The organism is Pseudomonas reactans, from assembly GCF_013387025.1.
Classification (GTDB): Bacteria; Pseudomonadota; Gammaproteobacteria; order Pseudomonadales; family Pseudomonadaceae; genus Aquipseudomonas; species Aquipseudomonas reactans.
This window is the reverse complement of record NZ_JACAQP010000019.1, coordinates 17,844-33,241: the sequence shown is the minus strand read 5'-3', so window position 1 is coordinate 33,241 and position 15,398 is coordinate 17,844. Positions and strand designations below refer to the sequence as shown.

The 15,398-nt window shown below is 60.5% G+C and carries 12 protein-coding genes; 4 read left to right on the top strand and 8 right to left on the bottom strand.

What is annotated here, in order from left to right; translation table 11 throughout:
* Positions 1-19: 19 nt before the first annotated feature.
* The gene (locus HX793_RS20005) at positions 20-2,044 is read left to right on the top strand and encodes a c-type cytochrome (protein WP_177096886.1); all 2,025 of its coding nucleotides are present in this window, start codon (positions 20-22) and stop codon (positions 2,042-2,044) included.
* Here the strand turns inward: HX793_RS20005 and HX793_RS20000 are convergent.
* A complete protein-coding gene (locus tag HX793_RS20000) occupies positions 2,041-3,291 on the bottom strand; it encodes a 2-aminoadipate transaminase (RefSeq protein ID WP_177096888.1) in 1,251 nt (416 codons plus the stop codon). The two genes, HX793_RS20005 and HX793_RS20000, sit on opposite strands and share 4 nt — an antisense overlap.
* An 83-nt stretch (positions 3,292-3,374) precedes the next feature.
* Positions 3,375-4,274 carry a LysR substrate-binding domain-containing protein gene (locus tag HX793_RS19995; RefSeq protein WP_177052264.1) on the bottom strand — a complete coding sequence of 300 codons (900 nt, stop codon included), beginning with the start codon at positions 4,272-4,274 and terminating at the stop codon, positions 3,375-3,377.
* A 144-nt stretch (positions 4,275-4,418) separates the two neighbouring features.
* On the opposite strand from HX793_RS19995, the gene HX793_RS19990 reads away from it, so the two are divergent.
* Positions 4,419-5,447: an amino acid ABC transporter substrate-binding protein gene (locus tag HX793_RS19990; RefSeq protein WP_033896227.1), complete on the top strand. Its 1,029-nt coding sequence runs from the start codon at positions 4,419-4,421 to the stop codon at positions 5,445-5,447.
* A 12-nt stretch (positions 5,448-5,459) separates the two neighbouring features.
* Here the strand turns inward: HX793_RS19990 and HX793_RS19985 are convergent, their stop codons facing one another.
* From HX793_RS19985 to HX793_RS19975, 3 genes are all read right to left on the bottom strand, one after another.
* Positions 5,460-6,473, bottom strand: coding sequence for a sensor domain-containing diguanylate cyclase (locus HX793_RS19985; protein ID WP_177059934.1), 1,014 nt, complete (start codon positions 6,471-6,473; stop codon positions 5,460-5,462).
* Between the two features lie 141 nt (positions 6,474-6,614).
* Entirely contained in the window at positions 6,615-8,504 is a 1,890-nt protein-coding gene (locus HX793_RS19980; RefSeq protein ID WP_177052262.1) for an alkaline phosphatase D family protein, read from the bottom strand.
* Between the two features lie 448 nt (positions 8,505-8,952).
* A complete protein-coding gene (locus HX793_RS19975) occupies positions 8,953-9,741 on the bottom strand; it encodes an MlaA family lipoprotein (protein ID WP_177059936.1) in 789 nt (262 codons plus the stop codon).
* A gap of 164 nt (positions 9,742-9,905) precedes the next feature.
* Between HX793_RS19975 and HX793_RS19970 the strand changes: the two genes are divergently transcribed.
* The gene (locus HX793_RS19970; RefSeq protein WP_016979629.1) at positions 9,906-10,616 is read left to right on the top strand and encodes a response regulator; all 711 of its coding nucleotides are present in this window, start codon (positions 9,906-9,908) and stop codon (positions 10,614-10,616) included.
* The gene (locus tag HX793_RS19965; RefSeq protein ID WP_177059938.1) at positions 10,613-11,929 is read left to right on the top strand and encodes a sensor histidine kinase; all 1,317 of its coding nucleotides are present in this window, start codon (positions 10,613-10,615) and stop codon (positions 11,927-11,929) included. The genes HX793_RS19970 and HX793_RS19965 overlap by 4 nt, the downstream gene beginning before the upstream one ends.
* 11 nt (positions 11,930-11,940) lie before the next feature.
* Here the strand turns inward: HX793_RS19965 and HX793_RS19960 are convergent, their stop codons facing one another.
* From HX793_RS19960 to HX793_RS19950, 3 genes are all read right to left on the bottom strand, one after another.
* Positions 11,941-14,184: an ATP-binding protein gene (locus tag HX793_RS19960; protein ID WP_177059949.1), complete on the bottom strand. Its 2,244-nt coding sequence runs from the start codon at positions 14,182-14,184 to the stop codon at positions 11,941-11,943.
* Positions 14,181-14,795 carry a biliverdin-producing heme oxygenase gene (locus HX793_RS19955; RefSeq protein WP_177052258.1) on the bottom strand — a complete coding sequence of 205 codons (615 nt, stop codon included), beginning with the start codon at positions 14,793-14,795 and terminating at the stop codon, positions 14,181-14,183. The genes HX793_RS19960 and HX793_RS19955 overlap by 4 nt, the downstream gene beginning before the upstream one ends.
* A 194-nt stretch (positions 14,796-14,989) precedes the next feature.
* Entirely contained in the window at positions 14,990-15,370 is a 381-nt protein-coding gene (locus HX793_RS19950; RefSeq protein ID WP_016979625.1) for a response regulator, read from the bottom strand.
* Between the last annotated feature and the right edge of the window lie 28 nt (positions 15,371-15,398).

The window sequence follows — 15,398 nt, the reverse complement described above, 5'->3', positions numbered from 1 at the left end:
TTATTAAAGGACTAATGCGATGGCGCTTTCCCTTTCCCGCCTGGCCTTGCTGGGGGCGACGCTTTGCCTGTCTCTTCCCCTGCACGCCAACGTTCCCGACGCTTCGCTGATCGAGCAGGGCAAATACGTCGCGCAACTGGGCGACTGCATTGCCTGCCACACTGCCAAGCAAGGCAAGGTGATGGCCGGCGGCCTGGAGCTGAGTACGCCGATGGGCACGATCTATTCGAGCAACATCACGCCGGACCGTGAGACAGGGATTGGCGCCTACACCTTCGAGCAGTTCGACCGCGTCATGCGCGAAGGCGTGACGCCGACGGGCATGAACCTGTACCCGGCGATGCCGTACCCGTCCTACGCCAAGATGAGCGAAACCGACATGCGTGCCTTGTTCGCTTATTTGATGCAAGGCGTCGAGCCGGTGCAGCAGGCCAATCTTGCGGCGGACATGGGCTTCCCGTTCAACCAGCGCTGGGGGCTGGCACTGTGGAACTTTGCCTTCCTCGATAAACAACCCTTCAAGCCGGATCCGTCACGCGACGAACAGCTCAACCGTGGCGCCTACCTGGTCCAGGGGCTGGGCCATTGCGGCTCCTGCCACACGCCACGGGGCATTGCGTTCCAGGAAAAAGCCATGAGCGACGAGGGTTCCAGCGGCCAGCACTACTTGGCCGGTGAAACCGTCGAGCATTGGCGTGCCCTGAGCCTGCGCAACCTGTGGACCGTGGAAGACACCGTGCAACTGCTCAAGACCGGACAGAACCGTTTTGCCACGGTCGCCGGCAACATGGCCGATGTGATTCACCACAGCACCCAGCACTTCAGCGACTACGACCTGACGGCTATCGCCAGTTACTTGAAATCCCTACCGCCTGGTAAAGACGACTTGTCGATGCCGTCCGTGGCACAGGTCCCTGCCGTACCACCTGCAGATTTGTTCACCAGTCGCGGCGGACTGGGTTACATGCAGTTCTGCAGCGACTGTCATCGCAGCGATGGTGCGGGCGTGAAAGGTCTGTTCCCACCGTTGGCCGGCAATCCGAGCATTGCGTCCAGCAACCCGACGTCACTGCTGCACATCACCCTCACCGGCTGGGAAACCGCACAAACGGCGACGCATCCACGGGTCTACACCATGCCGGGTTTCGCCCGTTTGAAGGATCAGGAAATCGCCGAGATCCTCAGCTTCGTACGCACCCGTTGGGGCAACGAAGGTACGCCGATCAGCGCTGCCCAAGTGAAGAAACTGCGCGACCAACTCAACCCGGCCACCACCGATTCGTCGGCCTTCGAAACCCCGCGTCTGGCCGAGTTGCTTGCGGCGCCCAACGCCGACCAAGTGGTTCGTGGTATGCGCCTGCACCTGCAAACCAAGAAGTTGCTGCCTAACAACGTCGGCAACTCACTCAATTGCACCAGTTGCCATCTCAACGCCGGCACGGTGGCGGACGGCTCGCCGTTTGTGGGCGTCTCTGCGTTTTTCCCCAGTTATGCGCCGCGGGCGGGCAAGGTGGTGACCCTGGAAGAGCGCATCAATGGCTGCTTCCGCCGCTCGATGAATGGCAAACCCCTGCCGCCGCAATCGGCGGACATGCAAGCGATGGTCGCCTACTTCGACTGGATGAAAAACAACACCCGCCCCGAAGACAAGGTGGCCGGGCGCGGCGTGGGCAAGGTCGACCCGGCGATCAAGCCGGACCTGGCCAATGGCAAACAGGTCTACGCCAAGCAATGTGCGGTGTGCCATGGCGACAACGGCCAGGGCCTGGCACGTGCCGACGGAGAGCTGATCTACCCGCCGCTGTGGGGCGATCAATCGTTCAACATAGGTGCCGGCATGGCCCGCACCTACACGGCAGCGGCGTTCGTCAAACGCAACATGCCGATCGGCTTTCACGAAAAATTCCCGTTGGGGCAGGGTGGTTTGTCGGACCAGGAAGCGGTGGACGTGGCGGCGTATTTCTCAGGCCAACCGCGCCCGGACTTCCCGGACAAGGTCAAGGACTGGCCGAACGGCGGTAAACCTGTCGATGCGCGTTACTAGTCGAACTGCTTGAGGCAGGCCTCGAGAATATCCAGGCCTTCCTCCAGCACCGCAGGCTCGATGGTCAGCGGTGCCAGCAGGCGGATGATATGCCGCGACTTGCCGCTGGGCATCAGCAACAAACCGGCGTCCCGCGCCAGGCCGAGCAACTGGGCCAGCTGTTTCGGTGCGGGTGTGCCGTCGGCGTTGGCCAGTTCGATGCCGCGCATGGCACCGACGCCGGTCAGGCGGCCGAGGTAGGGTGTCAGGCCTTGTGCACGCCAGGTCTCATAACGACTGACGATGGCTTCTTGCTGCTGTGAACCCCAGGTTTTCAGGTGTTCATCGGTCATGGCGTCGAGGGTGGCCAATGCTGCCGCACAGGCGATGGGGTTACCGGAATAGGTACCGCCCAGGCCGCCTTTGGGCAGATTGTCCATCAGCGCCTTGCGCCCAACGACGGCGCCCAGCGGCACACCGCCGGCGATGCTTTTACCCAGCAGGATCAAGTCCGGCTCGATCCCCAGGCGCGAGAAAGCAAAACGCTCGCCGGTACGGCCAAAGCCTGATTGGATTTCATCGGCAATCAGCAGGATAGTGTTCGCGTCGCAAAAGCGTCGCAGCGCCTGGGCGAATTCGATGTCCAGCGCGAGGAACCCCCCTTCGCCCTGCACCGGCTCAATGATGAAACAGGCTACGTCGTTGACGTCGATTTCCACGCTGAACAGGCGGTCCATGGCCTTCAGCGCCTCGGCGCAGGTCACGCCGTTATCGGTACTGGGGTAGGGCAGGTGATACACCGGGCCGGGTAGTACACCGACCTTTTGCTTGTAGGGGGCGACCTTGCCATTCAAGTTGAGCGTGGCCAGGGTACGGCCGTGAAAGGCACCATCAAATGCGATCACTGCGGTGCGACCGGTGGCGCCGCGCACGATCTTCAGCGCGTTTTCCGCCGCCTCCGCGCCGCTGTTGGTGAGCATGCCGCTGACGGGGTAGTCCACCGGGATAAACGCGGTAAGACGGTTCATCAGCTCGATGTAGGGAGCGTGAGGTGCTGCGTTGAACGCGTAGTGGGTCAACTTAGTCGCCTGGTCACGGATGGCTTCGACCACGCCGGGGTGGCAATGCCCGAGGTTGAGCACACCAATGCCGCCGACAAAATCGATATAGCGTTTGCCCGAGGTGTCCCAGACCTCAGCGTTTTTGCCGTGGCTGAGGCTGATGGGGTGAACGATGGAAATCGATTGGCTGATGGTTTCGCGGCTCATGAATCGGGGACTCGGCAGTGACGGGCTTGTTTTTATCTAAGCCGGGCACCCGCCCTTGCCGCAAACGAAATAAAGTCGCCGGGTCATGACTGAAAGTCGGGATGTGTGCCGACGTACTCCACCATCCAGTTGAGGAAGGCTTTCACCTTGGGAATCTCGCCGGCATGTTCGGCATGGGCGATGAAGTGCGCGCCACTGCTGGGCATCGCGTAGTCCCACGGAATCATCAGGCTACCCTGCGCCAGTTCATCCGCCACCAGATACTGCGGCACCAGCGCCACGCCATAACCCGACTGCGCCGCGCGGATGCACATGTAGAACGTGTCGAAACGCGGGCCGTGGTAGCTGTTTTGCGAGTGCAGGCCCTGCTCCAGGAACCATTCGTGCCAGGCTTCCGGACGCGAGGTGCATTGCAGCAAGGTGTGGCGCGACGACGCATCGCTGCCTTCAGCGACGAATCCTGGCGCACACACCGGCACCACGGCCTCACGGAACAGCTCAATGCAGGTCGCCCCCGGCCATGAGCCTTGGCCAAAGAAGAACGCGATGTCGGCCTTGGCCTGCAACACGTCGAAAGGCTCCAGCTCGTTGCGCACGTCCAGATGGATATTCGGATGTTTCGCCGCGAAATCCTTGAGCTTGGGCACCAGCCAACGGTCACCGAAGGTCGGCTGGGTGGCGATGCGCAGCACTTCAGTCTCGCCGCCGTAGGTGAGGATGTAGCGGCTGGAGATGTCTACCTGGGTGAGGATCTTGTGCACCTCGGCCAGGTACAACGAGCCCGCCGGCGACAGGTACAGGCGCTGACGCACCCGATCGAAAAGATTGTGGCAAAGCATCTCTTCCAACTGTGCCACCTGCTTGCTCACCGCACTCTGGGTCAGGTGCAGCTCTTCGGCGGCGCGGGTGAAACTCAAATGGCGGGCGGCGGCTTCGAAGCATTGCAGGGCCGTCATCGAAGGGGTCAAGCGTTTTGAAATCATGCACTTCATTCCAAATCGGAAGGAGCCTTTGCCTAAAGGTCGTTTGTGGCAGTGGCGCAAAGCCGTTGATACTGCCTGGCAGCACTATAAACCGGCGCGGGCTGTGGAGCGCCGAATAATAAGGAATGACAGGGAGCGCCTTGCATGAACCCATTCAAAACTACTTTGGCCGCCATCGGGGCCACCGCCGTGCTGGGCTTGGCGAGCACCGCCCAGGCGGGCACGACCCTGGACGCTATCCAGAAAAAAGGCTTTATCCAGTGCGGCGTCAGTGACGGGCTGCCGGGCTTCGGCGTACCAGACAGCAAGGGCAAGATGACCGGTATCGATGTGGACGTGTGCCACGCGGTAGCGGCGGCTGTTTTCGGCGATGCGTCGAAAGTGAAATTCACCCAGTTGACCGCCAAGGAGCGCTTCACCGCGCTGCAATCCGGTGAAATCGACCTGATCTCACGCAACACCACCTGGACCAGTTCCCGCGACTCGGGCATGGGCCTGGTGTTCACCGGCGTCACCTATTACGACGGCATTGGCTTCCTGGTGAACAACAAACTGGGCGTCACCGCAGCCAAGCAACTGGACGGCGCGACGGTGTGCATCCAGGCCGGCACCACCACCGAACTCAACGTGTCCGATTACTTCCGCACCCACGGCATGAAATACACGCCGATCACCTTCGATACCGCTGATGAAAGCGCCAAGGGCCTTGAGGCCGGGCGTTGCGACGTGCTGACCACCGACCAGTCGGGCCTGTACGCCCAGCGCATCAAGATGGCCCACCCGGATGAGTTCGTGGTGTTGCCGGAAGTGATCTCCAAGGAACCGCTGGGGCCGTTGGTGCGCAAAGGCGATGACGAGTGGTTCAGCATCGTCAAATGGACCCTGTTCGCGATGCTCAACGCCGAGGAAATGGGCATCACCTCGCAGAACGTCGAAGAGCAGGCCAAGACCACCAAGAACCCGGATGTCGCGCGGTTGCTGGGGGCGGACGGCGAATACGGTAAGGACCTGAAACTGCGCAAGGATTGGGTAGTTCAGATCGTCAAGCAGGTGGGTAACTATGGCGAAGTGTTCGAGCGCAACATCGGCCAAGGCAGCGTGCTGAAGATCAAGCGCGGGCTTAATGCGCTGTGGAACAACGGCGGCATCCAGTACGCACCGCCGGTTCGCTGACACACTGGGGTGTCATTCGGACACCCCATCCTTCCCCGCCGCTTTGGCGCGATACAACGCCTGATCGGCGCGCGCAATCAAGGCGGCGGGGGGTTCCTCCGTTTGACGCTCGGCCACGCCCAGGCTCAGGGTGACCTTGAAGTCGTCCCGGTGCGGGCTGTTCTTCAACTTCAGACGCACACTCGCCGCCATTGTTTTTGCGATTTCCACCGAGGTTTTCGGCAGGATCAGCACAAACTCATCGCCACCCCATCGAGCCAGCAGGTCACCTGGGCGGATACAGCTTTGCAGGCATTCAACCACCTGCACCAGCGTCTGATCGCCCACACCGTGACCGTATCGATCATTGATCGACTTGAAATCATCGATGTCCATGGCGATCAGCGCCAGCGGCAGGCGAAAGCGCTGGGCGCGGTCGCACTCTTCCAGCAGCACTTTTTCCAGGCGGTAGCGATTGGCGACCAGAGTCAGGGCATCCCTTTCGGCCAAGGCGCGGTTTTCATCCAACTGCAGTTGCAACTGTTGATTGACCCGTGACAGCTCGCGGGTGCGTTCGGCCACCAGCGCTTCAAGGGATTGATTGCGCCGTTCCAACTGTTCGACGGAGCATTTCCTTAGATGAATATCGCGGTGGGCGCCCACCATGCGCGCCACCGAGCCATCCTCATTGCGCGCAATCACGTAGCCGCGGTCCTCGATCCACAGGTAGCTGTCATCTTTTTTGCGGCAACGATACTCGGCCTGGTAGTGAGGGGCGCGACGGTGGATGTAGTCGTCGAACACTTTCATCACCTGGGGGTAGTCATCCGGGTGGATCACGTTCTCCCAGGTGAATACGCTGTTCTCCAGTGCATGGCGATGATAGCCGAGCATTTCATACCAGCCTGGGTTGCGGTAGACAAACCCGGTATTGGCGTTCCAATCCCAGATCCCGTCGCTGACCAGCTCCAGGACGGTGTGCAGCATGTCGGCGTTGAAGTGAGAGAAATCCTGCTTTAACGGGTTATTGTCGGAGGTATCGTTCATCTGCGCATTCCCTTGCGTAGGCAGGCACCTGAAGCCTGCCATGGTTGTCGCCGATACTCCGTGGCTGGGGCTAATGTACAACGGGGGCTGGAGGCTTTGAATAGGGCAGATGTACGGCTTACGATTGATGGCTATAGGCTATTATTTTGGCGCCACCATCCTCGTCGGCACCTTCCCATCCGCATTGTGTTGGTAAATCGCTTCAGGCTGACCTCGCTCATTGAAAAACACCTGGCCAATCCCCGCCGAATTCCATAGCCGCTCACCGGCTTCGGCATGCTCAGGAATATGTGGCACCACCTGCATGGTACGGCGGCGCGTAAACCAATTTAGGGGCGAACGGGGTGAGTAGAGCCAGCGGTTGAGGCGGTCGAACCACTCCAGTAATCGTGGTGGGAATTCGTTCTTGATACCGCTGCTGGTGATCTGCCAGATCCTGGGACCGGCGTCGCGATGGCGGATCAGCACTTCGTAGACGAACGAGTAGTGCACGTCACCGGAGAGGATCACATAGTTACCCGGCGTGCGCGAGTGGCGGAAGATATTGAGGATCACCTGGGCGGCGCCACGATGGGCCATCCAGTTTTCCGCATCGACGAGCAAGGGGTGGCCGCACCAACTGAAGACTTTCTGCACCGTCTCGATCAGCTTGACGCCAAAGATCGGCGCGGGTGAGACGATGATGGCCGAGGGGTGGTCCAGCAGTTCCTGTTGCAGTTCGCTCAAGGCTTCCCAGTCCAGCAGGCCGGAAGGTTGCTTGAGCGTAAATTCGCTGCGCCAGCGCCGGGTGCGGGTGTCGAGCACTACCAAGGCAGGGGTGGTGGGCAGTACGTAGTGCCAGCGTTGAAATTTCAGCAGTGTTTCGAGCAGTTCATCCTGCGCGGTGGCGTCAAGGTGGTTGGCTTGCGGCTGAGCAGTGAGCGCTTGGGTGTGGTTGATCAGTTCCCCAAACGCATCCGGTTGGTTGCCCCAACCTTGGCACAATAGGTAGGCCAGCAGGGCGTTGCCGATGATGCGCTTCGAAAAGGGGTGGCCGTAGGCGGTTTCTTCCCACTGGGCGCTGAGGTTCCAGTCATCGGTGATGTCGTGATCATCAAAGATCATCAAGGTGGATAGGTGCGCAAAGACCCGTGCGACGCCTGGCAGGCCGTCGCGGAATCGCTCTATCTGGACCTGCTCACGGGCGTAACGCTGCTTTCGTTCTGCGTTCAGATGCGGAGGTTGAGGCGCGATCAGCGTCCAGGGTGTTGGCGACCACACCAGCAAGTACATTGCGATGACTTCGGCGAAGGTCACCAGGTGATTGTCAGCGGTGCTGCTGGTAAAGATCGGCTTTTTCACACCGCCAAAGAAGCGTTCGCGCAGGGTTTCGTTGCTGTCCAGCGCCGGCAGCAAGTCAGCGCGATGGTAGTAACTGGCGCTGTGTCCATACAGGCTGGCGCTGTCATCTACCACAGCGCCCTCCAGGTATTCATCGAACAAACCCAGGCGTGCAATCAATGCATGGATTGCCCGCAGCATCGGCCCGGCTACATCGTCGGCGTAGACTTGGTCGCCGCTCATCATCAACAGCGCCGGGCGGTCGGCAGGCGTTTGGGCTTCGGCCAACAGGCGATCGACACACAGCAGACCCTCGTCGGCGCTGTGATGGGGTTTGCGGCATGAGCCGTGAACCAATTGATGGATGCGACTGTGCAGCACGAAGCTCGGGAACTGGGCGTTGGCGTACAGCAGGTGCGGTGCCCAGTCGGCGATGCCGGTGTTGTCGAACAGCAGGTCGTAGCTGATCTCCACGTCCAGGGGCAGTGCGTTGTCCAGTGTCACATCGATCAGGTGGATAAACGCATGGCGCCCCACCGGTACGACCTGACAGTGGTCAAGGGGGAACTCCAGGATTCGTGAGGGCAGATGGAGCCTCAGGGTCAATACCAGTGCTTGACTCCCCACCAGCCACAACACCAGGCGCCGTGGTTCGAGGCGTCTCAGCAGTGGTCCAGCCAGTACGGCGGGCAGTGTGTGGGTAAGCGGCATGCAGGCAAGATCTCCAGGCTGGATTGAACCCGCAAGATTAATCCAGTGAATGTCATGGTTTTGTTAAGGGAGAGTACGAAGGGCCGTGCACTGCCCTTCGTCTAATGCGGTTTAAAGCAAATTGCCTCTACCGAGGCTGTCTAGCCCACCTCCGGTTTTACGGCACCGATCATTGGCGGCCGGGCCTTCAAGGTCAGCGGCGCTCTGTTGCGCATGTGTTGCGTCAATGCTGCGCTTCCTGCGCTGGGGCTCTGCATCATCCTGCTGCAGGGGAGAGTATTGAAAGCTGCCCAGTGAGTGATTAATTGCGCTAAGCATGGATGTTTCCTTCTAGTGAGTAGAGGGTTACTTCGCCTGTTGGAGCTAAGTGAGGCCAAACTTATAGAGGACGAAACGGCTCAGCTATAAACGCGCTGCTGCAAGATGTGGCTAAGGCGGGTTGACGCTTTCAGAAGTCATCCGAGGCGCTGTTCGCGCAACTGTCTAGACCGGGAGAGGTAGCGCCTTGCTTGCCCTCCCGCACAAACGCCGCACGATTGTCCGCCACCACATTACGCAACGCGCTGTAGTAATCCGGCAGTTTCTGCAGGCTGTCGGTGAGCGGCAGCAATGATGCCCGTGTATCGACCGTACCGCCGACCAGGCTGAGGGTTCCCAGGGTTTGCACTGTGTCGCTGTCCCCCAGTGGCGAAACCAGGAAGCTCAAGACCTTCCCCGCAGCGTCCCGGCTGTTGCTGGTGCCCAGCAATGGCAATTCGACGATGGGGCCGCTGCCCATGCCCCACACGCCAAATGTCTGGCCGAAGTCTGCTGTGTGGCGCGGGATGCCCAGGCTGTCGGACACGTCGAACAGCCCTACCACGCCCACCGTCGTGTTCACTGCGAAACGCCCCAGGGTATTGACCGAGCGCCGGGGGTTGCCTTGCAGCAGGTCGTTGATAAACACCTTTGGCTCGCTGAAGTTGCTCGCGAAGTTATGCAAACCCTGCTGGAAAAAATCCGGCAGGTAGCGATAGCCGCGAGCCACAGGAGCCAGTGCGTAGTCGTCCACGGCGCGGTTGAATGCAAACACGCCACGGTTGACCGGCTCCGCCGGGTCATACACCGGGTAGTTCACCTGTGCGCACTGCGTGGTGGGCGTTACGGGTGCCGGGCTCGCACAGCCCGTCAGGTAAGACACGGTCAGCAACAGCACGGCCTGGCGGGCCAGATGCTGGGGGTACGTCAGCGAGCGCATGGGTACAGTCTCCGCAAAAAGGAAGCCGATGCTGGCATTGCGGTCTTGCGCAAAGATGTCTGGTTTATTGCGGCGTTGACGCTTTATTGCACGGTTGAAATATATGACGCGCCGCGCCGAATGGTTTTAGATGGCACCTTGTCCCAGCCCAGTGAAGACCGTCGGTGAGCAACCTGTTGATCGTGGACGATGACCTTGAAGTCCTCGCCCTCCTGAAGAAATTTTTCCTGCAGCACGGCTATGCGGTCGAGACCGTGGCCAGTGGCATCGAGCTGTGGGCGGCCATGGAGCGCCAGCCCGCCGACCTGATCATCCTCGACCTGATGCTCCCCGGCGACAACGGCCTGCTGCTGTGCCAGCGCTTGCGCCAGCAATACGCCACGCCAGTGATCATGCTCACCGCCATGGGTGAACTCAGCGACCGCGTGGTGGGCCTGGAAATGGGCGCCGATGATTACCTGAGCAAGCCTTTCGACGCGCGCGAATTGCTGGCCCGAGTGCGCGCGGTGTTGCGCCGGGCGGGGGAGAGCCGGCCGCCCTTGGGCGATGCCGCGCGCCCGCTGATCCGTTTTGCCGGCTGGCAACTGGACCTCACGCGCCGCGAATTGCGCTCGCCCGATCAGGTGATGATCCCATTGTCATCCGGCGAGTTTGACCTGCTGCTGGTGTTTGTCGAGCACCCGCAACGGGTGCTCAGTCGCGAACAACTGCTGAACCTGGCGCGTGGTCACAGCCACGACGCGTTCGACCGCAGCATCGACGTACAAGTGAGCCGCCTGCGGCGCAAGCTGGAATTCGATACCAAGCGCCCGGCGATGATTCGCACGGTGCGCAACGGTGGCTACCAATTTACCGCCAGCGTGACCCGCTCATGAGGCGCCCACGCGATACTGTGGCGCGCTGGATCGCCCTGACCATCTTGATTGCGATGTTGACTGCATTGGCTTTCAACGCGTTGTTTGTGCAAATGGCAGGTGTGTGGGCGCGACCACCGCTGACTGAAATCGGGTTGTTGGAAAGGATCGCCGTGGTCGTGCGCGTGGTCGAGGCCTCCGACCTGTCGCAGCGTTCACGTCTGGCCCAAGCGGTAGGTGACGAAGCGTTCAGGGTGACCTGGGCCGCGCAGCGCCAGGCATTGGGGTTACCCGTTCTGGCCGACCCTGATTTTCACTCGGGCGAGCAGGCGTTCAAGCATCTGCTCCAAGGGCCACCTCGTCCGATGGAAGCCTATGAACCGTCTGACTGGCCTGGCGGCAACGGCCGCTATGCGCTGCTGGTGCAACTAGCTGACCGCTCCTGGCTGATGTTCAGCGCGCCGTCGCGCAGTTGGGGGCTGGACGATGGTGCACGTAGCCTGATCGTGGTGCTGCTGGTGCTGATCTCGACCGCGCTGGTCACCCTGGTCGCGACTCGCCGCCTGGCCCGCCCTCTGCAGCACTTCACTCAAGGCGCGCGGCGCTTTGGTGCGGACTTTCGGGCACCGCCCATCGAGCCGGTCGGCCCGCACGAAATCCGCCAGGCGATCCTCGCCTTCAACAGCATGCAGGCGCAGTTGCGGCATTTCATCCAGGACCGCACCCAAATGCTCGCGGCCATTTCCCACGACCTGCGTGCGCCGTTGACCCGCCTGCGCCTGCGCGGGGAGTTCATCGAGGATGCTGATCAGCAGCAAAAGCTGTTTCGCGATGTGGATGAAATGCAGGCCATGATCAACACCGCGCTGGAATTCTTCCGCGACGATGCTCGCCTGGAACAAGCCACCCAACTGGACCTCGCGGAATTGCTGCAAACCCTGATCGACGACTACCGCGACCAGGCCATTGACCTGACCTTTCGCGGCCCGCCGCGCCTGGTGTATTTCGGTCGCCCATTGGGCCTCAAGCGTGTGATGACCAACCTGATGGACAACGCGATTCACTACGGCACCGCGCCGGACATTGAGTTGCAGCAGAGGAATGGAGAGGTGGTGGTTCGCGTTCTCGATCGCGGGCCAGGCATTCCCGTTGAGCATCGTGAACAGGTGTTTCTGCCGTTCTATCGCCTTGAAGGGTCACGCAACAAAAGCACGGGCGGTGTCGGCTTGGGGCTCTCCACCGCTCGGGCGATTGTGCTGGAACATGGCGGCACCTTGACCCTGGCCGAGCGCCAGGGGGGAGGGTTGGAGGCGGTGGTGGTGTTACCTGTTTAGCCCAAGGTCCGTCAGGTATGCGAGTCGTCAATCACCTTTGGCACCGTGAACCGGAACTCACTGCCGCGACCCACCTCACTCTCGGCAACGATCTTGCCGCCATGGGCCTGGACGATGCCTTGCGTGATGTACAGTCCTAACCCGCTGCCGGTCGGATTATTTTCCGCTTGAGTCCAGTAGCGATCGAACACGTGAGGCAGTTGTTCCGGTGCAATACCTTCACCGGAGTCACGCACCGAGAACACGATTTCTTCGCCATTGCTCATGGCACTGATACCGATGTTGCCCTGGCGCGGGGTGAACTTGATGGCATTGCCGATCAGGTTCGACAGCACCTGGAACAGACGCTCCGGGTCGGCATTGATTTGCAGGCCCGGTTCGGCGTTGAACGACAGATCGATGCCTTTCTCCATCGCCAGGGGCGCCAGCAACGAGTAGGCCTCGTCAAAGATCTGGCTCACGTCCAGGATCACTGGCCGCACTACGTAACGCCCGGCCTCGATTTTCGAGGTGTCGAGCAAGTCTTCCAGCAGCACATTCATGCGCCCGGCGGCCTGCTGCATGGTGTCGATGGCCGAGGAAATCCGTCGCGATGTGTGTGGGCCGTCAGAGCTGAAGGCCTTCTGCATCATGCCGCACAGCATCGAGATCACCGTCATCGGGTTGCGCAGGTCGTGGGACACCACCGCCACCAGCTCATCGCGGGCGCGCACGGCTTGTTGCTCGCGCAGCACTTGGCGGGCCAGGTCGTTTTCCAGGGCCGAGCGGCGCAGATCGTTGGCGGCAAAGTGATCGCCATGGCTCCACTTGGTGGAGATGCCGGCCATTTCCACTTTCCAGATTTCAAATGAGGTGCGTGGGCGAAGGCGCAGGCCTGCGTCGGAGTTTTCCAGGTCCAGCGGCTTTTTCGGGTCGCCGCTCCAGTTGATGTTCTCTTTCACTTCCGGGCGGAACCACAGCACGCCGTTATCCACAGGCTTGGGCAGGCTCATCGCCAGCACCCCACTGGCTACCTGCTGGAACTCGGCGGCCGGCGGGTACACCGACGACAGGTTATGGCTGGAGAACACCGGCTCGCCGCCTTCTTGCAGCCACTTGTGCAAGGCACGGATCTGCGCCGGCTCCGGGCAGTTACCGTAGCGGTGCAGTTGCTTGTCTTCGATGATCGCTACGCCGCCGGACAGGGTCAGGTCCATCAGCAACTGACCTTGCTGTGCCAGGCCGTCGAACACGTTTGCTTCCGAGCGCTTCATCGCTTGATCGAGCAAGGCCAGGGCCTCGACTTTCTCTTCACGCTGACGGCTCAGATCCAGGGCTTCCATGGCGCTGATCTGCAACGACAACACCTGGCCGATGGTCTGGCAGGCCGTACGCAGATCATTAGGCACCAGCAGCGGCTCACGGTTGCCGCAACTGATCAGGCCCCACAGTTTGTCGCCCTTCATCAGCGAGATACTCATGGACGACAACACGCCCATGTTCTGCATGTACTGGCAATGAATCGGCGACACGCTGCGCAGGGTGGCGAAGCTCAAATCCAGGGGTTGACCGGTGTCCGGGCGCAGCTTGGGCAGCAGGGGCACGGGCTCGTAGGCCGCGTTCGGGATGATGCGTAGCCAATTGGTGCGATACAGCTCACGGGCTTGCTCCGGGATGTCGGACGCAGGGAAGAACAGCCCGTTGAACAGCTCCATGGACGGCGCCGACGCTTCGGCGATCACTTGGCCATGGCCTTCGTCTTCAAAGCGATAGATGAGTACCCGGTCGTACCCAGTCATGGCCTGGATTTCATTCACGCTGATTTCGTATAGCGCTTGCAGGGTTTTCGCCGACTGCAAACGCTGCAGCATTTTGCCCAGGTCACTGGTGCGACCATTCAGCGCCCGTGGGCGGAAATCCTTGAGCAGCGGTTCGAACTCCAGCACCAGCACCTGCTGATGGCGATGCAGCAGGCCTTCGAATTCCGCGCCGTTAAACGTGACATGCAAGGGTGGCGCATCGAAAAACGTATTGTTTTGCGCCATGTCGGCAACCGCCTTGGCGCGCTCTGCGCCTACCAGCGTGTGCAGTGGCTGGCCCAGCAACGCCTCGGCGGCATGGCCGAACAAAGTGGCGACGTTGGCGCTGACCTGGATGATGTTCAGGTCCGGCTCCGACAACGTCAGCAGAACACCGTGGGGTTGGATGGCGCCGGGGAAACGGATGGGCTCGTCGGCACAGTTGGCAAGCAGCTCTTCAAAATCTTCGGGTTTCATAGCAGTACCTCCTGGCTGTCGAGCCATTGCTCAAAGCAGCTGAATGTTGATCGGGCAGCGTCCACTGCGCGCTGTTTGGCTGGCGCGTCCAGTGGCTGGTCGCCCAGGTAATCAAGAAAGTCTTTCCAGCGTCGGCCGGTCTCTACCCCGTAGATATTGAGAAACGCACCGCCGTTGTCGGCATTCACGTTCAAGCGCTGGGTCATTTCCCGGCGCAGTACTTGGCCGCCCAGGGTCGCGCCTTCGAGTACATACAAGGCGCCCAGGCAGGCAGCGGGGGTGTCGAACGTGGGGAGTTCAAGGCAACGGGGCAGGGTGTCGACAGCTCGGTCATCCAGGCCCAAGGCCTTGAGATCACTGACCAGCGTCGGCGTTTTCACACGCAACGCGCAGTCGTAGCCGTCAGGAATCAAGCCACTGTCGTACAGTGCTGACTCGACTGGGCCATAAAAACCGTAATACGCCTGGAAAAGGCGCCGATACCAGCCCGCATCCAGGTGCTCGGTGAAAAACGGCAGACGCTTTTCCAGCGCCACATGCAGTAGGGCCGTGCCTGTGCGCAACGCTTCCAGCAATGAGGGCGCACCAACGTCATGGGCCTGTGAATGCATTCAATAAGCTCGAACTGTGGGCCTTTCGACCATGAATGACGCGTGGAAATGGGCGACGATTCTACACACCTCAAAGCCTTCTTCTGTACGCACAAGGCGAAAAGGCTGACCAGCGGATCAGAAAAGTCGCTCCTTGCTCATTAATGACCGCAGTGCGTGTCGTGAAGTTCGGTATAAATGATGTCGTGACGCTATCAGTGCATGGACGACCCCTGTTGGGTCAGCGCTGTTTGCACACACTCCAGCAAAATTTCGGCACTCCACGGTTTGGGTAGAAACCGTACGGAGCCTCCCAGCTGAGCGGCCAGTTTAGTGTTGCCGGAGGTGAGCAGCACCGGTACGGTTGGCCAACGATGCGCCACTACCCGGCTCAAGTCGTAGCCGTTGAGCAAACCTGGCATCTGAATGTCACTGACAATCAAGTCCACCGGGTCATCGCCCCGTTCCAGGTAAATCATCCCTTCATCCGCTGAAGGAAACGACGTCACCAGCGCGCCGAAATCCTCCAGTACATCCACCATTAACGATCGAATGATCTCGTCGTCTTCCAACACTAAAATCGATGGCTGAGCCATGATCCTTACTCCACCATCAGGGTTCAGT